The organism is candidate division WOR-3 bacterium (assembly GCA_039801085.1).
Classification (GTDB): domain Bacteria; phylum Hydrothermota; class Tepidihabitantia; order Tepidihabitantales; family Tepidihabitantaceae; genus JAOABP01.
Genome location: JBDRTY010000001.1, coordinates 84,945 through 109,667, shown reverse-complemented (window position 1 = coordinate 109,667; position 24,723 = coordinate 84,945). Strand labels below are relative to the sequence as shown.

At 55.9% G+C, this 24,723-nt stretch carries 25 protein-coding genes; 13 read left to right on the top strand and 12 right to left on the bottom strand.

Annotated features, from left to right (window positions below; all coding sequences use genetic code 11):
• The first annotated feature begins 33 nt into the window (after window positions 1–33).
• The 11 genes from ABIK48_00520 (at window position 34) to ABIK48_00470 (ending at window position 9,898) form a co-directional block, all read left to right on the top strand.
• Window positions 34–648 (top strand): outer-membrane lipoprotein carrier protein LolA, encoded by a 615-nt coding sequence (locus ABIK48_00520; protein MEO0020645.1) that lies wholly within the window; start codon window positions 34–36, stop codon window positions 646–648.
• Window positions 635–1,054, top strand: coding sequence for a PaaI family thioesterase (locus tag ABIK48_00515; protein MEO0020644.1), 420 nt, complete (start codon window positions 635–637; stop codon window positions 1,052–1,054). Before ABIK48_00520 ends, ABIK48_00515 begins: the two co-directional genes overlap by 14 nt.
• Window positions 1,051–2,331: a 30S ribosomal protein S12 methylthiotransferase RimO gene (gene rimO, locus ABIK48_00510; protein MEO0020643.1), complete on the top strand. Its 1,281-nt coding sequence runs from the start codon at window positions 1,051–1,053 to the stop codon at window positions 2,329–2,331. The genes ABIK48_00515 and rimO overlap by 4 nt, the downstream gene beginning before the upstream one ends.
• Before the next feature lie 39 nt (window positions 2,332–2,370).
• Window positions 2,371–2,508, top strand: coding sequence for a hypothetical protein (locus ABIK48_00505; protein ID MEO0020642.1), 138 nt, complete (start codon window positions 2,371–2,373; stop codon window positions 2,506–2,508).
• Between the two features lie 60 nt (window positions 2,509–2,568).
• Window positions 2,569–3,156 carry a hypothetical protein gene (locus tag ABIK48_00500; protein MEO0020641.1) on the top strand — a complete coding sequence of 196 codons (588 nt, stop codon included), beginning with the start codon at window positions 2,569–2,571 and terminating at the stop codon, window positions 3,154–3,156.
• A complete protein-coding gene (locus ABIK48_00495; protein ID MEO0020640.1) occupies window positions 3,156–3,689 on the top strand; it encodes a TlpA disulfide reductase family protein in 534 nt (177 codons plus the stop codon). Before ABIK48_00500 ends, ABIK48_00495 begins: the two co-directional genes overlap by 1 nt.
• A gap of 11 nt (window positions 3,690–3,700) precedes the next feature.
• Window positions 3,701–5,161 (top strand): DUF6029 family protein, encoded by a 1,461-nt coding sequence (locus ABIK48_00490; protein ID MEO0020639.1) that lies wholly within the window; start codon window positions 3,701–3,703, stop codon window positions 5,159–5,161.
• Window positions 5,162–5,308: 147 nt separating this feature from the next.
• Window positions 5,309–6,589 (top strand): 4Fe-4S binding protein, encoded by a 1,281-nt coding sequence (locus ABIK48_00485; protein ID MEO0020638.1) that lies wholly within the window; start codon window positions 5,309–5,311, stop codon window positions 6,587–6,589.
• Between the two features lies 1 nt (window position 6,590).
• Complete coding sequence (gene lipA, locus ABIK48_00480) at window positions 6,591–7,469, top strand: lipoyl synthase (GenBank protein ID MEO0020637.1); 879 nt, start codon at window positions 6,591–6,593, stop codon at window positions 7,467–7,469.
• Window positions 7,470–7,501: 32 nt separating this feature from the next.
• Window positions 7,502–8,833, top strand: coding sequence for an MFS transporter (locus tag ABIK48_00475; GenBank protein MEO0020636.1), 1,332 nt, complete (start codon window positions 7,502–7,504; stop codon window positions 8,831–8,833).
• A 276-nt stretch (window positions 8,834–9,109) separates the two neighbouring features.
• Window positions 9,110–9,898, top strand: coding sequence for an Omp28-related outer membrane protein (locus ABIK48_00470; protein ID MEO0020635.1), 789 nt, complete (start codon window positions 9,110–9,112; stop codon window positions 9,896–9,898).
• 47 nt (window positions 9,899–9,945) lie between these two features.
• Here the strand turns inward: ABIK48_00470 and ABIK48_00465 are convergent, their stop codons facing one another.
• The 8 genes from ABIK48_00465 to ABIK48_00430 form a co-directional block, all read right to left on the bottom strand.
• Window positions 9,946–11,115, bottom strand: a complete 1,170-nt coding sequence (locus tag ABIK48_00465; GenBank protein ID MEO0020634.1) for a phosphoribosylaminoimidazolecarboxamide formyltransferase — start codon at window positions 11,113–11,115, stop codon at window positions 9,946–9,948.
• Window positions 11,116–11,160: 45 nt separating this feature from the next.
• Window positions 11,161–11,559, bottom strand: a complete 399-nt coding sequence (locus ABIK48_00460) for a cobalamin B12-binding domain-containing protein (GenBank protein ID MEO0020633.1) — start codon at window positions 11,557–11,559, stop codon at window positions 11,161–11,163.
• 9 nt (window positions 11,560–11,568) lie between these two features.
• Complete coding sequence (locus ABIK48_00455; protein MEO0020632.1) at window positions 11,569–13,221, bottom strand: methylmalonyl-CoA mutase family protein; 1,653 nt, start codon at window positions 13,219–13,221, stop codon at window positions 11,569–11,571.
• Window positions 13,214–14,176: a methylmalonyl Co-A mutase-associated GTPase MeaB gene (gene meaB, locus ABIK48_00450; protein ID MEO0020631.1), complete on the bottom strand. Its 963-nt coding sequence runs from the start codon at window positions 14,174–14,176 to the stop codon at window positions 13,214–13,216. Before meaB ends, ABIK48_00455 begins: the two co-directional genes overlap by 8 nt.
• On the bottom strand, window positions 14,157–14,666 hold the full coding sequence (cobO, locus tag ABIK48_00445; protein MEO0020630.1) for a cob(I)yrinic acid a,c-diamide adenosyltransferase: 510 nt from the start codon (window positions 14,664–14,666) through the stop codon (window positions 14,157–14,159). The genes meaB and cobO overlap by 20 nt, the downstream gene beginning before the upstream one ends.
• Before the next feature lie 2 nt (window positions 14,667–14,668).
• Window positions 14,669–15,175 carry a hypothetical protein gene (locus tag ABIK48_00440; GenBank protein MEO0020629.1) on the bottom strand — a complete coding sequence of 169 codons (507 nt, stop codon included), beginning with the start codon at window positions 15,173–15,175 and terminating at the stop codon, window positions 14,669–14,671.
• Between the two features lie 11 nt (window positions 15,176–15,186).
• Entirely contained in the window at window positions 15,187–15,483 is a 297-nt protein-coding gene (locus ABIK48_00435) for a zinc ribbon domain-containing protein (protein MEO0020628.1), read from the bottom strand.
• 123 nt (window positions 15,484–15,606) lie between these two features.
• Window positions 15,607–17,709, bottom strand: a complete 2,103-nt coding sequence (locus ABIK48_00430) for a T9SS type A sorting domain-containing protein (protein MEO0020627.1) — start codon at window positions 17,707–17,709, stop codon at window positions 15,607–15,609.
• 171 nt (window positions 17,710–17,880) lie between these two features.
• Here ABIK48_00430 and speB point away from each other — a divergent pair, with 171 nt between their 5' ends.
• Both speB and ABIK48_00420 read left to right on the top strand, forming a co-directional pair.
• Complete coding sequence (speB, locus tag ABIK48_00425; GenBank protein MEO0020626.1) at window positions 17,881–18,720, top strand: agmatinase; 840 nt, start codon at window positions 17,881–17,883, stop codon at window positions 18,718–18,720.
• Window positions 18,721–18,747: 27 nt separating this feature from the next.
• Window positions 18,748–18,912: a hypothetical protein gene (locus tag ABIK48_00420; GenBank protein ID MEO0020625.1), complete on the top strand. Its 165-nt coding sequence runs from the start codon at window positions 18,748–18,750 to the stop codon at window positions 18,910–18,912.
• A gap of 8 nt (window positions 18,913–18,920) precedes the next feature.
• On the opposite strand, the gene ABIK48_00415 is transcribed toward ABIK48_00420, so the two are convergent.
• From ABIK48_00415 to ABIK48_00400, 4 genes are read right to left on the bottom strand one after another with little or no spacing between them, the layout of a single operon-like run.
• A complete protein-coding gene (locus tag ABIK48_00415; protein ID MEO0020624.1) occupies window positions 18,921–21,038 on the bottom strand; it encodes a two-component regulator propeller domain-containing protein in 2,118 nt (705 codons plus the stop codon).
• Window positions 21,039–21,089: 51 nt separating this feature from the next.
• The gene (gene wbaP / locus ABIK48_00410) at window positions 21,090–22,457 is read right to left on the bottom strand and encodes an undecaprenyl-phosphate galactose phosphotransferase WbaP (GenBank protein MEO0020623.1); all 1,368 of its coding nucleotides are present in this window, start codon (window positions 22,455–22,457) and stop codon (window positions 21,090–21,092) included.
• The gene (locus ABIK48_00405) at window positions 22,444–23,376 is read right to left on the bottom strand and encodes a glycosyltransferase family 2 protein (GenBank protein ID MEO0020622.1); all 933 of its coding nucleotides are present in this window, start codon (window positions 23,374–23,376) and stop codon (window positions 22,444–22,446) included. Before ABIK48_00405 ends, wbaP begins: the two co-directional genes overlap by 14 nt.
• A complete protein-coding gene (locus ABIK48_00400) occupies window positions 23,376–24,674 on the bottom strand; it encodes a hypothetical protein (protein ID MEO0020621.1) in 1,299 nt (432 codons plus the stop codon). The genes ABIK48_00405 and ABIK48_00400 overlap by 1 nt, the downstream gene beginning before the upstream one ends.
• Window positions 24,675–24,723 lie beyond the last annotated feature (49 nt).

Sequence of the window (24,723 nt, the reverse complement as noted above, 5' to 3'; positions counted from 1 at the left end):
GACAGCCTCAGAGAAGTTGCTAAACTTGATTAAATGAAACATACCGGACATTTTCGACAAACTGTTCTACCGGTTATTCTTGCTGCTGCGCTCGGGTTGGGCTCACCAGCCGACCGGTGGCAGGCACTGCGCAACCGGTATCTGGGGCTCAAGTCGCTTGCGGGCAGTTTTACGGAAACGATCAGACCGGCTGAGAACATCGGACAGGAACCTCTAATCTTCAAAGGCAGCTTTCTCTTTCAGCTCCCCCACAACTTCCGGCTTGAGGTGCAGGAACCGGTCCGCCAGACGATTGTCGGCAACGATTCGGTAGTCTGGTTCTATTTTCCTGATGAGCAACGGGCAGTACGACAGCAGAGAAATCAGCCTGTCCCACTGCTTGCCTTCGTGGAACCGCTCCTGGATACCAGTAGCCGGATCACCGAGGAGGGAACCGGAATAATTCTGATTGAGAATGACAACAGTTTCCTTTCCCCCTTGCGTCTGGAACTGGATCCCACCGGCACAACAGTTACCGGACTTTCCTTTACCGACGAAATGGGCAACCAGTGCCGGTTTCTGCTCACCCGTCAGCGCTGGAATCCACCGGTCAGCCGGAAAAGTTTCCGGTTCACTCCGCCGAAAGGGGTTACCGTTGAGTTCCAGTAACAGGCTCGAACTGCAGGACAGAGACACCTGCTTTGTCTGCGGCAGATCCAACCCCTCCGGACTCAGGCTGCCAATTGTGGCTGAAGAGCAGGGCGCCCATTTTGAGTATGTGATTCCTGAACATTATCAGGGCTGGCACGGCATCGCTCATGGCGGCATTGTTGCCACACTGCTTGATGAACTGATGGCATGGTCAACGAAAACCCGCGGCTACAGCACAGTCACAGCCGAAATGAATGTCCGGTTCCGCAAACCGGTGCCGGTTGGACGGAAGATTTACGGCCAGGGCTGGATAACCGCAGAACAGGGCAGACTGGTGCTCGCTGCCAGCCGCCTGACCGATGCCGAAGGCACCATCCTTGCCGAGGCAACCGGCAAACTCTGGAAAGTCTCAGAACGGCATTGAAGGTCAGACCCGAACGGGCAGCGGTCATTGCGCTCGGCTGTCCGAAAAACCGGGTGGACTCCGAATACCTGCTTGGTGCACTGGCTGAAGCCGGATATGAGCTGACTGCAGAACCGGAAACAGCGGATACTGTCATTCTCACCACCTGTGCCTTTATCAAACCGGCGGTCGAAGAATCATTTGCGCTGATCCAAAGACTCAGCCGGCTCAAACATCGGCATCCGGGCATGAAACTGCTTGTCGCCGGCTGTCTGGTTCAGCGGTTTGGCAGCACTCTGAACCGGAAATTCCCTGCGGTTGATCACTGGATAAAAATGGACCAGCTGACCTCCATCCCCGAACTGCTTGGCAGAAAAACCGGACCTGGCTGCCGGCTGATTTCCACACCGTTCCATTATGCCTATCTCAAAATTGCCGATGGCTGTAACAACCACTGCAGTTACTGCCTGATTCCCAAAATCCGAGGACCGTTCCGTTCCCGTCCACTCTCAGAGCTCGAAGACGAAGCACAACACCTTGCCGCTGTGGGGGTCAGGGAACTAATCCTCATTGCCCAAGACACCACCGCCTACGGAACTGACCTCTATGGTAAACCGTCACTTGCCCGGCTCTTCAACCGGCTGAGCCGGATAAAAGAGATTACCTGGTTACGGCTGATGTATGCGCATCCCGCACACCTGTCCGAAGATGTCATTGAGCAGTTCGGCACCAATCCGAAGCTCTGCCGCTATATCGATCTGCCAATACAGCACATCAGCGACCGGCTGCTTAAGCTGATGAACCGCCATTATTCCCGGAATGATGTTGCAAGATTGTTGGAACGACTGAAACAGATACCGGACATGTGCATCCGAACCACCGTCATTACCGGCTTTCCGGGCGAAACCCGCAAGGAGTTTCGGGAACTGGTGGACTTCATCCGGTCTGCTGAATTTGACCGGCTGGCAGGCTATGTCTTCTCACCTGAACCCGGCACGCCGGCGGCAGCCATGAAACCGCCGGTCCGCCCCGCAACCGCCCGCCAGCGGCTCAAAACCATCATGCGAATTCAGGCAGCAATCTCACGGCGCAAACTGCGCCGGCTTGCAAATCGGGAGCTGATCATCATTGCCGATTTTCCCCGGCAGGGCAGAACCGAATGGGACGCACCGGAAATTGACGGCGTGGTCAAATTTCCCGCTCCGCTTTTACCGGGCAGGTTCTACCGCTGTCTGGTGACAAAAACGGGCACCCATGACCTTTATGCCCTTCAAGCTGCTCCCGAACCTCTAAAGTAAAAAATTGACTGGTAATATCGGCTTTCTAAAATTGATATGATGAAACATACGCCTGTGATATTAACCGTGCTGGCTGCCGGCGGTCTGCTTTTATCCTGCTCCGATGCACCCCTGATTGAACGTGCGGCAAACCGGATTGTGCTCGTGGAACTGTTTTCTACTCCCGTCGATGAATGAGCCTACTGTGCGTCCGCGGCGCGGGCGCTGGACAGCCTCAGGGAAATCTATGGTGATTCAATGGCTTTTGTGATTTACTACGATTCGGAACTTCTGCCTCAACTTTCCTCACCGGCGGGCAAGGCCCGAGCGGAGTGGTACGGCGCGGGTGGGGAACGCCCCCTGGCATTTTTTGACGGCACCATCCGCTCACCCCAGATTACACTGCCCGACTCCTTTTATCCGGTTTACCGGGATATGATTGATGCTGCCCGAACCAGAAAAACGATGCTGGAAATGAGAATCGACAGCGCCGTCATCGACTCCTCCCGGCTCACAGTGCGACTCGTAATCACCCCCACCGATTCTTCTGCCGACACAATTACAACTCTGCGCCTGGTGGCAATCGCCTTTGAAGACAGCATACCCTATTATTCAGTCCTGAGAGCCGACACCTTCTATTCACCAATGACCGTCCGCACCGTCATTGGTGACAGCTTCGGCATCCCGCTCCGTGTCAGGTTCGGACAGGATTTTGATACCGTTCTCAGCACACCGGTTCCGGACTGGAACCCGAACCGCACCGGCATTGCGGTAACTGTCCAGAATCTTGCCAGCCGGGCTGTGCTACAAACCGCTGTCAAATGGCGAATAAACCAGGAGGATTGATGAAAAAAGTCCTTCCTTTTGTAGTTGCCTTTCTGTTATTTACTGCCTTCGGTGCCGGGAAAAAGTACGAACCGGCGCCGGATTTTACCCTCAGAGATATTAATGGCAATGAAGTAACACTTCACGATCTCCTGAAACACGGCCCGGTTTATCTAGAATGCTGGGATCTGCCCTGCGTCAACTGCATTGCCGAACTTGATGCCCTGCTGCCGGTATATGATTCATTGAAAGACCGGGGACTGCAGATTGTAGCCCTTTCAGTGGATAAGCCGGCAGACGAGAACCGGGTCCGGGCATTTGTTCGCGCCAAGAAATGGCCCTATATCGTCCTGCTTGATCAGCAGCAGCGGGTAAAAAAGGCATACAACATCATCATCAAACCTACCGCCTACCTCATCAACATGAACGGCGAAATTGTCTACACCCACATCGGCTACAAGAAGGGCGACGAAAAAAGGATTGCTGAGGAAATGGTAAGATGGCTGCCGCCCCAAGACTCAGTTCCACCTGAGCAACCCCCTCAGGAAAAATAGGCGGGTAAAAAGTGAGCATAGGCAGTTTCTTGGTTCTGAGCTTGGTCTTCGGTGCCAACCTGACAATCCAGGGGGTCAACCGGGCAGAATTCTGGGCTTACCAGCAGGACTGGGCAACCCATTATGAGGACAAGCTTGAGCTCAGTGCCCGCTACAGCGATTTTGATGCCGAACTGGGCGTGCTGTGGTTTGAACCGTCCAAGCACGGACCGGCAGTGCGCAAACCGCTCCATCTGCTGGACTACGCTATCGGTTATAACCCGGAAGAACTTGAAGTCCGGCTCGGCAGATTCTACGCCACCTTTGGCCAGGGACTGACATTGAGCAGTGGTGCCGATGATGACTTCCGGCATTACAAGAGCCTCCACGGCCTGTTCGGCAGACTTAAACTGCCACTGAGCAGTGAGGTAACACTACTCGGCGGCAGGCTCCGGGATGTCTTTTTTCAGGAAAACACCTACAAGGTAATGAACGAACTGGATACAACTGACCAAGTACTGGGTGCTGATCTGACTATTCGACCGATCCAGCTTTTCGGTCTGGGCACCCGTTATGTCCGCATTAACCGGGAGGTCGATCCGACCGCACAGGCGTTCACCGAGCTCTTTGGAGGTGACTGCCGGCTGGATATCGGACCTGTCTCTGCCGGAGCGGAATTTGCCTGGCGGCTGGGGACAAAACCGGGAATCGGCGGCCGGGAAACCGGCACGGGCTACATCCTGAATCTGAGCACCGCACTTGCCGGTTTTTCCATCATCGCCCAGTATGTAAACTACCTCCGGCTCGGTTTTCCTCAGGGTACTTATCACTATAACGATCCCCCCACTCCGATTAAATCCGGCGTCTCGATTAACCGGGGCGTGGATGAACAGGGATTCGGAGTTCAGATCTCAGGAACGATACCTAACGGGCTCTACCTTGAAGCCGATTTGGCCCGTCTTTTTGTCCATGACGACACCAGCGCCGGTGTCCTTGAGGGAGAACTTAAAACCCGGCAATCACTGGGAACGAACTGGACATTTGAACTCAAATTCAACCATATGCTCCAGAGAAACATCGAACTGGGAACCTACGAACGGACCACCGACCGTCCGACAATCCTGGTGAACTACCTCACCGGACCCCATACCTTTACTCTCGAGGCAGAACTGGGCTGGGTAACCGAACTGCCCACTGATACCACTCATGGCAGCCACTGGCGGTATCACGAACCCCTGATTTCTGTAAGTTACGGACTGGGTGAAAAATGGCTTTTTACCATCGGCTGGCAGGGTGTGGACAAAGATTCACTCAAGCGCTACGATAACCAGATCTCCTGGCCTGTGTTTGAAACTGTCTATAATCTTAATGAACGGAATGTTCTGCGGCTCCGCATCGGAGCAGAAAAGGGTGGTTATACCTGCTCAGGTGGCGTGTGCCGATATGAGGCACCATTCCGGGGTATGAAACTGCAACTGATCAGCCGGATATGAGGCGGAAACTGGTCTTTGTTTTGCTGGCAATCGGCGGAATCGTACTCTTAGTGCTGGGTATCGGACTGGGCATGCTCTCAATCATTCACGGCTTTGCTTCCCAGATATGACTTGGCTGTATGGGTCTCGGGTAGACCTGTAAGTAAAATGGCGAAACGGCGCATTGCCCCACATCGCATCGGTCAGATTATCGGCACCGTGCTCCTGAACGGTTATATCCTTGCCTATCTTCAGAATAAAGTCCTTTACTCCGGAATACTCAAATCGGTACCTGAACCCGTACTCAACTGTTACGGCGGTCCCCTTTCGGTATTTGCCTGCCCGCTTGGCTCTTTTCAGCAAATCATCGGCATGAAAGGGGTTACCTGGTGGCAGAATGTGCCTTGGGTGATTCTGGGACTGTTCATGATAATCGGCGCATTTGTCGGCCGGGCGGCGTGCGGCTGGATATGCCCCTTCGGTCTGTGGCAGGACTTGCTTTACAAGATTAAAATCGGACCCCGGGCAAATCTGAACCGCTGGGTTACCTTCCTGACTATTGCCGGAACCGGCATCCTAACCGTAATTCTGCTTGCCACCTTCATCAAAATCTCATTCTGGAAAGGACTGCTATTCGGGTGGCTGCCGTTTATGGCGTTGCTGCTCTACAGTACGATCAAGGGAAAACTCGCACTTCCCCAGCGATTCTCGGTTGCCGGCATGCTCCTGGGAATTGTTCTGGGCCTGCTAATCATATTCAAACATGAGGCCAGCTCCGGCATCGCAACTGGCGTAGTCAGCATGGCTGCCTTCAGCCTGCTTGGTGGGAAACGGTCACTGTTCATCGCCGTCCCAGCCGGTTTTATCATCAGCCTTAACGGCAAATCAGTAGGAATTGGTCCGTTTTCAGGCGGGGAAATCGGCCTCCTTTTTATTCTGTTTGCGGTTTTAAACGTTCTGCTTCTGGAAGGCAGACTTAAACTTTACCTCCCTGCGACTGCTCTCAAATATTCCTTTCTGCTCATCGTTGCAGGCGTCGCTGCCTACTTCACTGCCGAACCCTGGTTCTGCAAACTGTGCCCTCAGGGCACCTTGGAAGCTGGTATCCCGCTTGTGCTGTGGGACCCGGTTCAGGGTCTGCGGGCACTTGTCGGCTGGCTCTTTTATCTGAAAGTTGCCATTCTTTTATTCGTCTTCTGGGCATCAATCACGGTAAAACGCCCCTTCTGCCGCATGGTATGCCCGATTGGTGCGATTTATGCCCTGTTCAACAAAGCCAGTATGATGCGGATGGAGCTGAACGGACAGACCTGCAGTAAGTGCGGAGCCTGCCGCCGGGTCTGCCCCATGGACATTGAGCCGTTCCAGGACCCGAATCAGGCAGAATGTATCCGGTGTTTTCAGTGTGTCTGGAACTGTCCACCAAAATCCTTGAAAATTACTTTCTGAAGTGCGTAAACCAGAATGGCTCAGATTCCGGCTGCCCGCCGGCCCGGAATTTATCCGGGTAAATCAGATTCTCCGGAAATATAACCTGAATACCGTCTGCAGCTCAGCCCGCTGTCCGAACCTTGCTGAATGCTGGAATCGGGGGACGGCAACAGTTCTGCTTCTCGGCAACACCTGCACCCGACACTGCCGCTTCTGCGCTGTTACCACCGGCAACCCGCGCGGTCAGGTAGATAATTCTGAACCCGAACGGGTGACAGAGGCAATTCTGGAACTGGGTCTTAAATATGTCGTCCTGACTTCGGTCGATCGTGATGACCTGCCTGACCTCGGTGCCGGTATCTTTACCCGCACCGTGCAGCTGCTGAAAAAATCAAATCCGGGAATCGCTGTTGAAGTGCTGGTTCCGGATTTCCATGGAAAAAGAGAACTGATTCAGCAGGTACTTGCTGCCGGTCCGGATGTTTTTGCCCACAATCTTGAGACCGTGGAGCGGCTGACCCCGGCTGTCCGTGACCGGCGGGCAGATTACTGCCAGTCGCTTTCTACTCTGCAGCTGGCAAAAATGCTGGCACCGGCAGTCAGAACCAAAAGCGGTCTGATGGTCGGACTGGGGGAAACCGAGGAGGAGGTCATCCAGACACTCGCTGACCTGAAATCAGCAGGATGTGATATTGTAACCATTGGCCAGTATCTCCAGCCGGACCGGCGCTGCCTGCCAGTTGCGCGTTACTACACCCGGGAGGAACTTCAGAAGCTGTCAGCGCATGCCCGCGCCATCGGCATCCCGCGAACCATTGCTGCCCCGCTGGTCCGAAGCTCATATCTGGCTGAGGAACTGCTCAGGACAGATATCAACCCCGACCCTCCACTGATTTGAACCGTCTCTCCCCCCGCGAAATCGAAAAAGGATTGGAAATCTCGATCATTGAAGGCACCTTTGCCACCCTCTACACAACCCTTGCCGGCGGTATGTTTCTTGCCGGACTGGCACTGCACCTCGGGGCAAATTCATTTCAGATTGCGCTTCTGTCTGCCATCCCCGCACTGGTCAGTGGTTTCAGCTTTCTCTCCGGCTACCTGGTGCGCCGGGTCGGTAACCGAAAATCGCTGGTACTCTGGACCGCGGGTACCGGCCGGTCAGTCTATGTACTGATCGTCATCGCCCTGCTGCTCCGCATCCGGCTGCGGATTGAACTTTTCCTGCTGATCGTCGGCATTTCCGCAGTGCTGATGGCAATCGCCGGCACGGTCTGGACATCCTGGATCAGTGACCTCGTGCCTGAGGAACGCCGGGGCCGTTTCTTCGGTGTCCGGAATGCAATTCTCAATGTCAGCGGTGTGCTGGTTGCATTTGGGGCGGGACGGGGTATGGACTATCTGAAAGCCCGGGGGAACGAAACCACCGGCTACCTGCTGGCGTTTACACTCGCAGTACTGTTCGGTGTGGTTTCAACACTGCTCCTGCGCCGGCAGCCTGAACCCGAACCGAAACTCCTGCCGGCACCGGCATTCCGGGAAATTCTTTTCGGCCCGCTCCAGGAACCGCAGTTCCGGCGGCTGACAATCTTCCTCGCAATCTGGTTTCTCACCGGCACACTCGCATCACCATTTTACCTCGTCCATCTCTTGAAAAATCTCCGTTTCAGCTTTACCGAAGTGGCAATTTATTCCATGATTGGCGGAGTAATCGGCGTCCTGTTCCAACTGTTCTGGGGCCGCGCAATCGACCGATTCGGCTCCCGACCAGTTACAGTCCTCAACTTTGCCCTCGTGGGAATAATGCCTTTTCTCTGGCTCTTCGCCACCCCCCGCTTCCGCCTGCCAATCTGGATTGATGGCGTCCTCAACGGCGCGGTCTGGACCGGAGCCAGTCTCGGACTATGGAACCTGCTGCTTGACCTTGCCGATAACCCTGCCCGCAAGGAAAGCTACTTTGCGATCTACAGTGTCGTCACCGGTCTCGGTGCCTTTATTGCCTCCCTGATTGCCGGTACCATCGCCCAGCTGATCTCCAGCTTTCATCTGAAAATCCTTGGCATCGATTTTTATAATTACGACGTCATGTTCCTTGCTGCCGGCATCGCCCGGTTCGCCTGCCTGCCACTACTGCTTAAGGTCCGGGAACCGGGCAGCAAGCCGGTGCGGCATACAATTCGAGAACTGACCAATCTGGCACTGTGGCGTTTGAATGCCGGTAAGGATGTTCTGCTGCAGGCGCTGGGAATCAGAAATCAGGATTGACACACTGGGCTCGATAACTATAATAAACAAAAGGAGGCAATCGTGCTCAAGCAACTGATCGTCCTTTCCCTGGTGCTCACTGCAACTATTACAGTGGGCTACCAGCGAATCGTCGTCCTGGAAGAAGCCTATTCTGAAGGTTGAGCCAGCTGCGCACCTGCCAGTCGGGCAGTTGACCAGATCACCTACGATTATGCCGGTTATGTTGTTGCCGTCGAATGGCATGTATCATCCTCATATCCGCTTTACTCTGCCGAAGCGCGGGGCAAATGGTACATGTACCCCGGGCCCTACAGCGGTTCCTATGCGACCCCTTGGCTCTGGGTTGACGGCCGGCAGCGCGGTTACAACTATAACCTCTGGGCAAGCTATGTTGCGGCGCAGATCGGCGTGCCGACTCCGGTCCAGATTAGCCTGACCGGTAATTACAACCAGACCACCCGCGAGGGCACAATCAAAACGCTGATTCAGAACGATTCGACCGATGACCTGACAATGCGTGTTTCGGTTGTAGTGACTGAAGACTCAATTTACTACTCCGCGCCCAACGGTGACCAGTGGCACAATCATGTCTGCCGCGATTACATTCCTAATCAGTATGGTACGGTAATTACCGTCCCTGCTGGGGGTATTGATTCAGTAATTCAACCCTTTACGATCGCCAGTACCTGGAATGAACAACGCTGCAAAATTGTGGTTTATGCCCAGAGTACTACTATGGTACCATCCGACTCCTCCTATCCTGCCTACCAGGGAGCAGAGATTGCGATTCTAGACCTCGTCGGCGTCGGTGAAGGAAAACCGGCTGAGTGCATGCCGGCACAGGTAAGACCCCTTACCAATCCGGCTTCAGGCCGGCCCGTTTTTACCGTCACCGCCAGTTCCGGAGCCCAGTATCAGCTTTACATCTACACTGTTGACGGCCGGATATCCCATACTCAAAATGGCACAATAGCGGGCGACAGCAGAATTAATGTCAGCAGCCGGCTCCACCGCGGCATCTACCTCTACCGGCTTAAGGTTAACGGGACTGAGTTCAACGGAAAGCTGATCGTCACTGATTAATAATCAGAAAAACAGGCGGGGCGATTGAAAGTCGCCCCGCTTTCTTTTTAATGATAAAACAACCGCAGTCCGGTAAACACCATCACCATGCCATATTCATCGGCAGCACGGATAATCCCCTCATCCCGGGTTGAACCGCCGGGCTGAATCACAAACTGAACATTACTCCGGGCTGCACGGTCAAGATTGTCCCGGAAAGGAATAAACCCGTCGGAAGCCAGACAGATACCGTTAAACTGAGCAATCCACTGCCAGCGTTCCTCCCGCGTCAGCGGCGCAGGCGAATCAGCAAACAGTCTGGACCAGGTGTGTACCTCCTCAGGTGTAGCGTTCTCCTCCAGAAAAATATCAATTGCGGTTGCCTTCTCCCCCCGGCTGATACCCTTTTTGAACTTCAACCCCAGGACCTTCGGATGCAGACGCAGAAACCACTTGTCTGCCTTTGCGCAGGCAAGCCTGGTGCAGTGAATCCGGGACTGCTGCCCTGCCCCCACTCCGATCACCTGTCCGTCATACGCCAGACAGACCGAATTGGACTGGGTGTATTTCAATGTCAGATAGGCAAGCAGGAGATCCAGCTTTACACTGTCAGGAATCACCTTCTTAACCGTAACCACATTCTCCAGCAGCTTGTGGTCAATCCGGGCGTCATTTCGCTCCTGCTCGAGAAACAGACCGAACAGCTGTCGGACCTCTACCGGAGGCGGGGTCCATTCCGGGTCGATCCGGAGAACCGGATAGGTGCCATTCTTCTTGTTTTTAAGAATTTCCAGCGCCGCGGGCTCATATTCCGGAGCAATGCAGCCGTCAGAAATCTCCCGGGACAAAAGAAGCGCCGTGGCTTCGTCAACCGGATCAGAAAATGCCGCCCAGTCTCCGAAGGTTGCCATCCGGTCGGCCCCACGGGCCCGGGCATAGGCACAGGCAAGGGGCGAAAGCTCGCCTTCGGGCACAAACAGTGACTTTTTCAGCTTATCATCCAGCTCCCGGCCGATCGCCGCTCCCGCCGGACTGGTGTGTTTGAAGCTGGCAGCCGCCGGCATCCCCGCAAGCGCGCGCAACTCCTTCACCAGCTGCCAGGAGTTCAATGCATCCACCAAGTTGATATATCCGGGCATACCATTAAGCACCTCGATCGGCAGTTTGCCCTCTGCCACATAAACCCGGGCATTCTTCTGATGAGGATTGGTCCCGTAGCGCAGACGGATTTCGTCCAAGGGTTATAAAATAATCTTCGATTGACTGTTGTCAAGCACAGCTGGCTAGACCCGGTCCGGAAATTTCTCCTTCAGATAATCAACGATCTCCTGAGTCGGTGTTCCGGGACCGAACAGTCGGCCACAGCCCATCCGGTAGAGTTCCTCCATATCCTCCTTGGGAATTATGCCGCCACCGAAAACGAGGATATCGCCCGCACCCCTTTCCTTCAGCAACCGCATCACCTCCGGAATCAGCGTCATATGCGCGCCGGAGAGAATTGAGAGGCCGACCGCATCCACATCCTCCTGAATTGCCGTCTCCACAATCATCTCCGGTGTCTGGTGCAATCCGGTGTAGATCACCTCGAACCCGGCATCCCGCAGCGCCCGGGCAACCACTTTTGCGCCCCGGTCATGGCCATCCAGCCCGGGCTTGGCAATGAGAATTCTCAGTTTCTTCATCTTCACCTCCTAAAACATCGGTGGCTCGGCATAGGTGCCGAAGACCTCCTTCATTGCTCCGCAGATTTCCCCGAGTGTGGCATAGGCGCGAACCGCCTCCAGAATCGGATACATTACATTATCCCGGCCCGCACAGGCGGCTTTCAGATCATCAAGGGTGCGACGCACCTTCGCATCGTCCCGGCGCTGTCGCAACCGCCGCAGTCTTTCACACTGCTCCACCTCCACCTGCGGATCAATCTTCAGTATCGGAATTTCCAGCCTCTCGCCTTCCAGCACATACTTGTTCACCCCGACAACAGTTCTCCTCCCTTCGTCAACCGCCTTCTGATAACGATAAGCCGCCTCAGCGATCTCACGCTGCGGATAACCTTGCTCAATTGCCTTGATCATACCGCCCAGGGCGTCGATCTTCGCAAAATATTCGTATGCCTGCTCTTCCAGCCGATTGGTCAGCGCCTCTACATAATAGGAACCTCCCAGGGGGTCAATAACATTGATTACTCCTGTCTCCTCCGCAATCAGCTGCTGGGTGCGGAGTGCAATCAGCACCGCCTTTTCAGTCGGCAACGCCCAGGTCTCATCCATCGAATTGGTATGCAGACTCTGAGTTCCGCCCAGTACTGCCGCCAGCGCCTGAAATGCGGTCCTGACGATATTATTCTCCGGCTGCTGAGCGGTCAGGGTACAGCCCGCGGTCTGAGTATGAAAACGCAAGAGCCAGGACTCAGGTTTTTTTGCCTTGAATGTTTCCCGCATCTCCCGGGCCCAGATTCGCCTTGCCGCCCGGAACTTGGCAATCTCCTCAAAAAAATCCAGATGGGAATTAAAGAAAAATGATAACCGGGGGGCAAACTCGTCGACATCCAGTCCTGCCCTGATCCCCGCCTCAACATAGGTCATTCCGTCCTTCAGGGTGAACGCCAGCTCCTGCGCTGCAGTGGAACCGGCCTCCCGGATGTGATATCCGGAGATGGAAATTGTGTTCCATTTCGGCACATGTCGCGCACCGAATGCCATGATATCGGTAATAATCCGCATCGACGGTTCGGGCGGAAACAGCCAGGACTTCTGGGCGATATACTCCTTTAAAATGTCATTCTGAATCGTCCCCCGCAGTTTCTCGCTTGATACCCCCTGTTTTTCGGCAGTAACGATATAGAACGCCCACAGCACCGCTGCCGGACCATTGATCGTCATTGATGTCGACACCTCGCTTAGCGGAATACCATCAAACAGCGTCTCCATATCCTCAAGCGAAGATATCGCCACCCCGCATTTTCCCACTTCACCCCGCGCCATCGGATCATCCGAATCACGGCCGTAAAGTGTGGGAAAATCAAACGCCACTGAAAGCCCGGTCTCACCATGGGCAAGCAGAAACTTGTAGCGGGCATTGGTGTCCCGGGCAGTGCCGAACCCGGAAAACTGACGCATCGTCCAGAGCCGACCACGGTACATGTTGTGCCGGATACCACGGGTAAACGGATACTCACCGGGAAAACCCAGATCCCGCAGATAATCAAACCCTGGCAGGTCAGCTGGTGTATAAATGATATCCACGGGCAGACCGGAAACGGTTACAAACCGCTCCGGGTCACCCTTGCTCACACATCCTTCCCACCTTTCCCGTTCCTTCTGAATCCGCTCCAGTTCATTCATCAAACCCCCTTTCCTTAAACAGCAGGTCCACCGCCTCGTAGGGCGAAATCCGGCGGCTCATAACCGCCTCAACCAGCTCCTCCACCCGCTCCTTAAAACCGTCCCGGCGCCAGAGCCAGCTCTGCAGCTTCTCGCTGAGCCGGCGTTCGATCTCCGCTCTGACCGCCCGGCGCCGGCGCTCCTCAAGGATACTGCTGGTTTCCAGATACCGGCGGTGAGCAGAAATTCTTTCATAAAGTTCCTCAATCCCAAGACCCGAAATTGCAGCGGTCTTCACCACCGGCGGTATCCAGGAATCATTTTTCGGTCGCAGCTCCAGCATCGTCTGAATCTCCAGCACCATCCGGTCCGCCCCGTCCCGATCACACTTGTTGACGCAGAAAATCTCTCCGATCTCCATCAATCCTGCCTTCAGCGCCTGAATTGAATCCCCGGATTCGGGCACCAGCACCACCACCGTAGAATCAGCTGCTTCCGCAATATCCAGCTCCATCTGGCCTACCCCCACGGTCTCAATGAGAATGTAATCACTGCCAAAGGCATCCAGAATATCGCAAACCTCCCGCGTGCGTCTTGCCAGTCCGCCCAGACTGCCACGGGTTGCCATTGAACGGATATACACTCCGGGATCCGTAAAAAGTGCCGCCATCCGCACCCGGTCCCCCAGAACCGCACCGCCGGAAAATGGGGAACTCGGATCAACGGCCACAATTCCCACCCGGTAATTATACTCCCGCAACTGCCTGGCAAGCTTCTCCACCAGTGTGCTCTTTCCGGCTCCGGGCGGACCGGTTACTCCCACCCGATACGCCCTGCCCATCTGCGGATAGAGTTTATTCAGAATCAGCTTTGCCCGGGCAGACTCATTCTCCACCAGAGAAATCACCTGACCGCAGGCACGCCGGTCGCCCTGGGCGAATCGCTCCAGTAACTCCTCAACGGTCGATTCCAACACGATTGACAATACCCTTCTGATACGGGTGCTTGATCTCCCTGACCTCACTCACCAGATCTGCCAGTTTGATCAACTCCGGCTGCGCATTCCTGCCGGTAATCACCAGTTCTACTCCGGCTGGACACTCCTGAACCAGCCTGATCACCTCGCTCAACGGCACCAGCCCGTAATCCACCGCACAATTGAGCTCATCCAAGATCACCAGCTGGTAGTTTCCAGACTGAATCGCCTTCCGTGCGAACTCAAGACCATCTTGGGCAAGACGGACATCATCCGCACCCGGATTACCCCGCTGAACAAAAGTCTTAAGTCCGAACTGTCGCACCTCCAGATTGGCTAATCGCTTCGCGGTCCTGACCTCACCATACTGATCATCCCCCTTCATAAACTGCACCACCAGCACCCGCCAGCCATGACCAAGGGCGCGCATTGCCAGCCCGAACGCCGCAGTCGTCTTCCCCTTACCCTCGCCCGTATAAACCTGGATCATCACTAATTTACATCCGGATTGAACTCCGGTCCCAGTCTGGCTTTAAACAGCAGCGCCATCAGCGCATTCCAGGTCCGGAAGGAATAAACCTCACGGGCGATCGGGGCATTTGCCATTACTTCGGCAACCGCTCCGTTCTCACCCTGCGACATGATGACAATCCGCAGTACCATATGGGCGATCACCCAGCCCGCAGCCACCCCCCAGAAAAATCCCAGCAGCCCGTCCAGCGACTCGAACGACCAGCCGGTCACACCGAAAAGCCAGTGGGCGAAGATAAAAGCCAGAACCGCAAAAATGAGAAAAAGCACAATCAGCATCACCACCGGCTGCACACCGATTGCCTGAGCAAGATTACCCGCCAGACTGTTGGCGCCCACCGCTGCTGCAATCAGCCCTGCCGCCTCAAACAGAGTCAGCCCCATTCCTCCGGCTTTGCCTGTCCGGACGGTCTGAATAATCGCCACTCCCACTACAATACCCAGACTCATCCAGTCAAACCAGAACATCTCCGCTCCTCCTAATCCAGCTCCACATCCTCATCCAGATCCTCGTCCAGATCATCAATCCCTTCCATTCCCTCATCCCCGAACTCCTCATCGGCGCCCGCACCGTAATCCTCATCCACATCCGGCAGATCAATATCGGTATCATCCTTGGAACCGCCAATCACGGTAAACCGTCCGAACACCTGATGCACACTGCTGCTCCCGCAATGGGGACATACCGGCTTCAGCCCGGCCTCCTTCTCCTGGAGCGTTGCGACAATATCAAACTTCTTCTCGCACTCGTCACAACAGAACTCATAAACAGGCATAAACCTGACCTCCTTTTATTATAATACTTCTACTCAAAACCGCCCGCCTGTCAACCGGAACGCCTCACCCCAGAAACAAAACGGGGCGTCCGCAAACGGACGCCCCGCTCCCTACTCCAGTCTCTAATCCAGCCGCAGAACCTTTGTCTCGACTATGCCATCCGGAGTAACAACCCTCAGAAAGTAGACACCACAATTCAAACCCTGAGGCTTCCACAAATAACTGCCGCTTCCCGGTGCAACATCAAACTCCACCTGCTCAACCCGCCGGCCGGCTGCGTCAAAAGCCTCAAGTCTCATCCTGCCTGCAACTCCCGCATGATAATATACCCGGGTCCGTTGTGCAAACGGATTGGGAGAAACCCGGAACTTCAACGGTTCTACTACCGCCGGTACCTCCGCCAGCCCCACATTGGTATTATACCACACCTGCGCCGCATCCGCATTTGCCCGCAACCCGTTCTCATCACTGCCACCTACCACCGCCACCGCCAGCCGGGCAGTTCCGCCCGGATTGATATCAAACGGCCCGGCAGAGGCAACGATTGACCAGTCATAAGGCCGGTTGGAACTGCGCTGGACGATTGTGCCGTTCAGAAAACGCCACTTCATATTTTCGGTCATTGCGGTATCCGGATAGACATAGATCGCATGATCCACCAGACTGAGATTCCGGAAACTGGCAGGCTCAAGAATTCTGACCCCAACAGTGGGATTGGCACCTGACGCCTGCCGCATATACACCAGGCGGCGCACGGTATCGGAGGCACCCTGATTGGTCGTTGGTGAAGAGCCGATATCAAAATCCATGAACAGACCGGCATACAGCCCGTTAACCGCACTGGAACCCTGATTCTGGATGTCATAGACAATGATAATAAAGTCATCGTACGACGGGTCGGCACTCATATAGCTGTGCTGAACTACCCGCAGACTCTTGGGACGGGGATGAGCCGCATCAGAGAAGCTGGCGTAAAAATGCTCATCACCGATACCCGGCGGCACAATCGCCCGCAGCGACTCCACCGCCACCAGATCCGAATTAATCTGGCTTGCCGGCCGGCCATAATACCAGTCTGCAACATAACCGGTATCGGTCCCCATAGCAAACGAGCCGTAATAGAGGGCGCTGGCGGCGGTCTTCGGATAGCGGAACCCCGAACCGGCATCAGCCGGGGCATCATACCCCAGCGGACCGAAACAAGACACAGTCAGCCGGCAGTAACCGGTATCATGATCCATCAGCGCAAACACATTGGCAATACTCGTCGTCTGCCGTGCGGTGTCATTCGCCCGGTTGAGATCCCCACTCAGATCAGTAAACATCGTGACCGTATAGCTTGCACCTCCAGGACCGGTATGCCACGCCGGAAAAGTTACATCAGTCCGGGAACCGGGCTGAATTGCACTCGTTACGGTTACACTCTGATTATACACCCGCACCGCCCCGGAATCGATCCAGCAGTAAACCTGAAAATTATTTTCCGCATTCGTGCCATAATTAACTACCCGGGCAACTGGCTGATAACTACCCGGACCAACATTCGGCTCCGGCACCAGAATTCTGGACACGCCCACATCATGCGCCAGACCGGGAATCCGGCTGATTACCGCCCGGATATTCCAGTTGTAATCCAACCCCTGGTCTGCCAGCTGTCGCCAGGATGTGCGATTATTGGAGAGGAATCCGCCCCGGTTGCGCACCATCGGACCGGCATCGCATCCGATCGGATACCTCCCTGCCGTATGTGTCAACCGCACACAGGCCCAGAAATCGCTCCCTGCCGGCAGTACCAGCGGCGGATTGAGATCAATCCGCTTCCAGCGCATCGAATCAGCACCACTGTAGGGAACCGACTCCAGCACTGCCCCGGGAGTAGTATCATTACCTTCAGCAAAAATATATGCGTAATCGTTGCTGGAGTTGTGCCACTGATAGAAGAGAATCGCCTTCAGCGTGCAGGCACTTGTCGGGGTAAACCGCGCCGCTGAATAGAAGGTACCGCCACTGGTCAGCCCGACACCGGTATAAGGTACACCGTCGAAATGCAGCGTTTCATCAGCAAAGAAGTCAACCGCTGGCAATCCGTTGTCACTCACCGCCGGTGTCAGCACCTCCTCCGACCGGCTCAGAAGCGAACCCGGCCCGGCCTGCGTCGCCGGCAGCGCACCCCAGGCAAGTGCAGTAACTACTGCCAGACCGGTGACGACCAACAACAGCTTCATAATTACCTCCTTCTTTGGTTTTTAACTGTCAACATTAACTCTCTTCTGACCGACAGTTTGAGTTTAATCATCAGTGCCCTGATGTCAAGCCAGACCTCCATATTTCCAATCCGGCACCGGCTTGTGCAATTATTGACAGCCAACATCTAATCCTTATGCTAATATCCGCTGATGGCAAACTTTTTTGCCAGCTCCCCACTTCCGGATGCTCAGGTGGTGGTCATCGGCATGCCGCTTGACCGCACCAGTTCCTACATCCCCGGCACCCGTTTCGGTCCGGCGGTCGCCCGTCTCGGTACTGCCAACATCGAATCCTTCAGCCCCTATCTGCGCCGGGATGTCAGTGCGGTCCGCGTGTTTGATGCGGGGGACCTGGAGTTCACATTTGAAGAACCCGCCGCCCCGGAGACGCTCATCCGGAAAAACACTGCGGCGACCTACCGCGCAGGAAAGAAACAGCTGGCAATCGGTGGTGAACATTCCATCACCCCGTTCATCATCGCCGAACTTTACCAGCGGTTTCCGGACCTGTGCGTCCTGCAATTTGATGCTCATTCCGATCTCAGAGATGAATTCCTCGGCGAACCGAACAGCCATGCAACCGCCATGAAACGGGTCCTGGATTACATTCCCCGGGAAAACCTGTTTCAGCTCGGAATCCGCTCCTTCTCCCATCCGGATGAACTGGGGCTCTCCAATCTCTTTCCGTTTGAAGTCCTGGCACCGCTTGCCATCGTGCGGGAAAAAATCGGCACTCGTCCCCTTTACATCACTCTCGATATCGATGTCCTGGACACCGGGGTCATGCCTGAAGTCCAGACCCCCCAGCCTGGCGGCTGCTCCTATTCGGAACTGGTGCGCGCCCTCGCCGGACTCCAGGGTCTCAACATCATCGGTGCCGACCTGGTGGAATTCTGCCCGCGGAACCACACCGCCACCGCTGCCGCTGCCACCGTCGCCGAACTGATTCGGGAACTTATTCTGCTGCTCAGCATTGAAACCAAGGTATAAAAACAGCTACTACGGAGGCTAACCTTTATGTGCTGTCGTGCCTGTGCCGGCTATGAAATCTGCCGTACCCGAGGCAGGGTAAAGGATGACGACTGCTGTCCCCAGTGCCAGTATTTTGACTCCTGTATGGAAGAACCGGACCCGGGTGACAGCCGTCAGCGTCGTCCGGTAAACCGCCGCTCTGGAAAATAGCCGGCCCGCTACTGACCCCGGTTCACCACTGCCAGCCGCTCGGTAATAATCCCCTGCCGACTGCTTGCCACCACCAGATAAATACCACTTCCTGTCCTATCCGGGACCCAGTATGCTCTACCCAACCCCGGACTCACCGGCAGCTCTGCTACCGGCATGCCGCTCAAGGTGTAAACCCTTACCCGTGCATCGCTGGGCAGACCGGCAACTACCACTCCCCGGTGAACCCCGAAAATAAACGGATTCGGGAAAATCTTCAACCCCCTGGCACCTGAGTCCGGCTCCGGTGCATAAGAAAAAACTGAGACACCCCGGGCGGTCCCGATCACCGCAACCCCCTGCTCATCATCAAGGGCAAGTGCGGTATAAAAGCCGGTCAGACTCTGGGAGTTGGGTATCAGACCGCTGTTCTGGGAGGTATAATTTGTCCAGCTCCCGGTTGCAACATCAAAGATTGACAGCCCCTGGTCAGATAGAAACCACACCCGGCCCCCGCCGTCAACCCGCACCCGGTAAAGATTATTGGACAACAACCGGCTGTTACTTGTGGTATAAACCTGAAACCTGCTCCCGTCCCACATTGCTCCCCCTTGCGGTGTTGCCACCCATACCCGGTCCTGAGGGTCAACCGCAACTGACCGCACCTCACTTGCCGGCAACCCCTCGCTGTGCAGCGCATGCCGGTCATCTCCGGGATAAAACAGCGTTCCATTATAGTCAAACTCCTCAAGCCCGTTGGTCAAACCGACCCACACCCGATTCCGGGAATCAAAGGCAAACTCATAATTACCCCCTGGTGGCGGCACCAGCTCCGGCAGATAAAACTCCGCCTCTCTGCCCAGCGAATCAATCGCGACAACTGAACCGCTTTTGTTAAATACCCATTTGGTATCATGCCGGTCCAGCCCGAACGCCTGAACCACATTCCGATCCCCGGACCCCAGCTGGCGACTCCCCCAGGTATCAGCCGCGGGATCATAAACACTCAACCCGCCCGGATAGAAATGGCTGAACCAAAGCCTTCCCCGCGAATCGCACCGCACCTGCACCGCCCAGCTCAGGGGGGAAACGATCAGCTGCACCGCACTGTCCGGCTTAATCCGGGAGATGTAGGAACTGTGGTGCCCGACATAGATACTTCCATCTTTTCCCAGGACACAGTCACTCACCATTCCCGAAGCAACGCCGTTAAAATAGTAACTTTCCCAGGACTGACCGCTCCGCAGATAACGCAACCCCAGCCCCCACTCATCATTTCCTCCCAGCCCGGCCCACAAAACCGCACCGGCAAACAGAGAACGAATGTCACCCAAAAGCAGCGGTACCATCGTCCCGGCGCTGTCAACCTGAAACAGCGTATCCGCGGTTGCAAGATAGATACTGCTGCCCGTTACTGCCAGATCCCGGACCGCCTTTGCCTGCGCAAATGTCACTATCGGCACCAGTCCCCCGGTATCGCCAACCACCAGCCCCAGCTCGGTGCCGGCAACAATCCGGCCATCGGACAGCAGGGCAATTGCACTCACCGAATCCCCCAGCGGCCGGCGAAAGGCACGCCAGCGGCTGAACTCTTGGTCAACCCGGGTCAATCCCTGATTAGTTCCAATCCAGTAACCGGCAGGGCTGACCGCAATCGCCAGCACCCGGTCACTCAAAAGCTCCCGCACCCGGGCAAAACTGTAATGCTCAACCCGGTCGTCATCAAAATTCAACGGTGAACCCCGCAGCTCAACAACATACACGCCCTGCTCAGTGCCGAGCAGAACCCGCCCGGAATCAACCACCAACGTCCGGATCCGCAGTGGCAGTTCGCCGGCGCGATACAGCCGGGCACGGCCCGAATCGGCAGGGATGACCGCCAGTCCGGCGCCATCGGTTCCGACCCAGAGATTACCCTCCGGATCCCGGGCAATACAGAGACAGCGATTCACCCCCAGCCCGTCTGTATGGTAGAAATGGTGCCGGACCCGGATCTCCGGTTTTGTCTCCAGAATTACCACCCCGCCTAGGGTTGCCGCATCCAGTACCGAATCGTCACCGCACAGATCCGCGATAAAATTACTGTTGGTAAATGTCTGCCAGCCACCAGGTGCAGCGGCCAGCAGAAACAGAATCGCCAGACTCATCATGCTGATAATAAGGAAAATGAAGTGAAAATCAACCCTGCCTCTCGGGAATCAATAAGCGCCGCGACCGGTCAGCACCGCCCTGATTGTGCGCACCAGGATGGAAAAATCCAGCCACAGCGACCAGTTGCGGATATAATACTCATCCAGCAGCATCCGCTCCTCAAACGGCAGTTCCGCACGACCGGAAACCTGCCACAGACCGGTAAGTCCGGGACGAACGCGCACAATTGTCTTCAGATATTTTCCCACCCGCTCCAGTTCGCTCACCAGATAAGGCCTGGGACCCACCAGTGCCATCTCGCCCTTAAGCACATTTAACAGCTGGGGCAGTTCATCAAGACTGAACCGGCGCAGCCACCGACCGATCCGGGTCACCCTCGGATCACCGGTAATCCGGGCATATCTTTCCCACTCCGCCCGCACCGCCGGATCCCGCCTCAGAATCTCCTCAAGCCGGGCTTCAGCGTCCTGATACATTGTCCGGAACTTCAGACAGGTAAACACCCTCCCGCCCCGGCCGATGCGCGGCTGCCGGAAAAAGACCGGCCCGGGTGAAGACAGTTTCACCAGCAGCGCCAGCACCGCAAACACCGGCAGCAGTACAATCGTCAGCACCAGACTCAGCACAAACTCCAGCACCTGTTTTGTCCAGAGGTTCATCGGCCGGAGCAGATTATAACGGTATTTCAGAACCAGCAGACTTCCGATCTGCTCTACCGCAGCGGTGGAGGTGGTCAGAAGACTGAGATTGGGCAGAATCATCATCTCGGCGAAACTCTGCTCCGCATACTCAAAGATCTGCTTCAGTTCCGGTTCGCGGAAACAGTCTGCCAGCACCACCACCAGCGACCCGGAGGGAATTTCTGCCCGGGAAATTAGTGCTCCCAGCGGCTCATTGTCTGCCGGCCGCTCAATCCGCGCTACGACCCGGTAACCCATGGTCCGGTGCTTATTCAGCTCCGCCTCAAAAAGCCGGGCGGCACTGCCATAGCCGAAGATCACCAGCGGCTGATCCAGCAGTTGTAACCGCACCAGCAACCGCTTCAGCAATGTGCGAATAGCAGGCACGAGCACCGCACTGAACAGCGCACTCAGCACCACCACCAGCCGTGACACAATCCACAACCGCACCATAAACAGCAGAATAGTCAAAAGTGCACTGCCGATTACTACCCCGCGCACACACCGGCGTCTTTCCTCCCATTCAGTTAGCCTTCTCGTGTACAACCCCTCATAGGCGAACACAAACGGAAAGACGAGCAGGAGATATGCCCGGCTCAACAGGCTGCCGGTGAAGGTTTCGCCCCCGGACCACCATGAACGGACAAAATAGCCCAGAATATAGCTCAACAGCACCCCGGCCAGATCCCCGGCGACCAGCAGCGCGATAACTATCAGCCCCTTAAGCCGGTGCAATCCTGCCTCCTGTCTTCGCGCTCCTCTTCTGCCAGGAATATTCAAACTCCCCCAGCCCCGCAACCGCCATTGCCTCCAAGCTGAAGTAATAGCCGGCAAACAGTGCTGACAAAAGCAGTGAACCCGGCAACCCGCTGCGCTGAACAAAGAACCGGTGCAACCCCCGCACCCGCTGATACTCGGTCCAGCGGCGCCAGCGGCGGCGCACCGCACCGTAATAATGGATCACCCTTGCCCGCGGTTCAAGAAACACCCGCCACCCCTGCCGCCGCAGCCGGTCGCAGATATCCAGATCCTCAGCAAACATGAAATACCCTTCATCAAAACCGCCGACAGCAGTAAAGGCGCTGCGCCGGAATACCATCACTGTGCCGATCACCGCCTCCACCTCCACCGGTTGCGTGCTCCGCCACAGATCCAGATAGAGAAACTCCCGTGCCGGTGCCTGCCGGGGAAACATCCGGACAAGCGGTGAGCGTCTTCCCCAGAACAGATAGCGCAGTCTTGGTAACCGGCGACAGGAGGGCTGGGGGGTTCTGTCCGGATAGTAAAGCTGAGGGGAAACCGCCCCGGCATCGGGCTGGGACCTGATAAACTCCACCAGCCGGCTCAGACTCTGGGCAGTAAACCGGACATCCGGATTGCACACCGCCACCAGTTCAGCCCGGGTATGCGCAACTCCCCGATTGGCAGCCGCTCCATAACCGAGATTTTTCCCGAGAAGCAGAATGCGGGCGCCAAATTCATCGCCAACCTCCCGCAACCGCTCCCGCTCCTTCTCACCCGGGCTGAAGTTGTCCACCACTACCAGCTCCACCTCCAGATTTTCCGCTGCCTGCTTCACACTTGCCAGCGCGGTTCTCAGCCACCGGGCAGAATCGTAATTGACAAACACCAGCGCCAGCTCCGGTTCTCCCATTAACCACCCCTGCGCTTCGCCAGCAGCCCGGACCAGCCGGCACCCGCCAGTGCGGTAAAGAAAGGCATCGCCGGCACCCGGAACCGGCCGTCGCCGAGCGGTGCCGCAAGCAGGATAAAATAAACTCCCAGTGTCAGCAACAGCCAGACCCATGACCGCGGCTGCGCCCGGAGCAGCGCCCGGAAAAGAAAAAAGATGGTTCCGCCCATCAGCACCAGCTCCAGTCCGCTCAGGAGAAAAATCACCATTCTGACCCCGACCGGTAGCACCTCCGGCAGTGCGCCCAGTCTTGCCAGTCGCAGCTCAGGTGCCACCAGCCTCAGCACCAGGTCATCCGCCTTGGTCCCGAAAATAATCTTCCCTGCACTCCGCAGATAGACCTTCAGAAACCGCACCGGCTCCTGGACAATAACCCTCATCCCGATTCTGCCCAGCCGTTCGCCGAGCTCAAGGGGATTATCTCCCTCCAGCTCCTGCTGGTACCGCTCCACCAGATACACCCGGGCGTGAGCAAGCGGCACCTGAAGTTTATCCGCCACCACCTCAGCAGCACCAGCATAAAACAGATTGTAGCCACCGTTGGAACTGAACCCGGGCCTGCCCCAAACCCGCCAGTTCCGGACTACCCAGCACCCGGGCAGAAGGCCGAAACACACGAGAAACACCGCCACCCGCTGCCACCGCACCCTTTTCCAGACGAGAAAAACTGCCACCGGCAGAAAGAGGAAAACCCCGATCGGCCTGGTCATTGCCGCCATTCCGAGCATTGTTCCACAGAGCCACTCCCGACCATAACTCAACGCCAGCAGTGCGCCGGTAACCAGAAAAACAAACAGCGGTTCACTCATCACCATTCCGCAATGGGCGATATTGGGAATGTCAATCGCCAGCAACCCCGCACCCACCAGCCCGGCAACCGGACCGAAAACCTTCATCCCTGCCCGACCGGCAAACAGCACACTCATCGCCGAAAGCACTGCCTGCAGGACCGTCATCACAATAAGATTATTATTAATTAATGCCAGCAGCAGCGGATAACCCGGCAGCCGGAATGTCACCGGTCCTCCATTCCAGCTGAACCTTCCGCGCGTCCGGAGATTTTCTGCCAGCAGCAGATACTGCTGGGAATCACCCAGCTCCAGATACGGCTCCCGGAGATACTCCGCTTCGGACCTTGCCTTTTGCACCGGCTCTCCCGGCGTCATCCGGTTTTTATACCCCAGACCCACGAGCAACCGGATGAGCAGAGCTGCACCAGTAATCAAAAACAGAAGTCTGGTTTCGGGATTAACCTTCAATATATATCACCTTATATCCGGTTTTCCCCCGATGTCAAGGATAGTACCA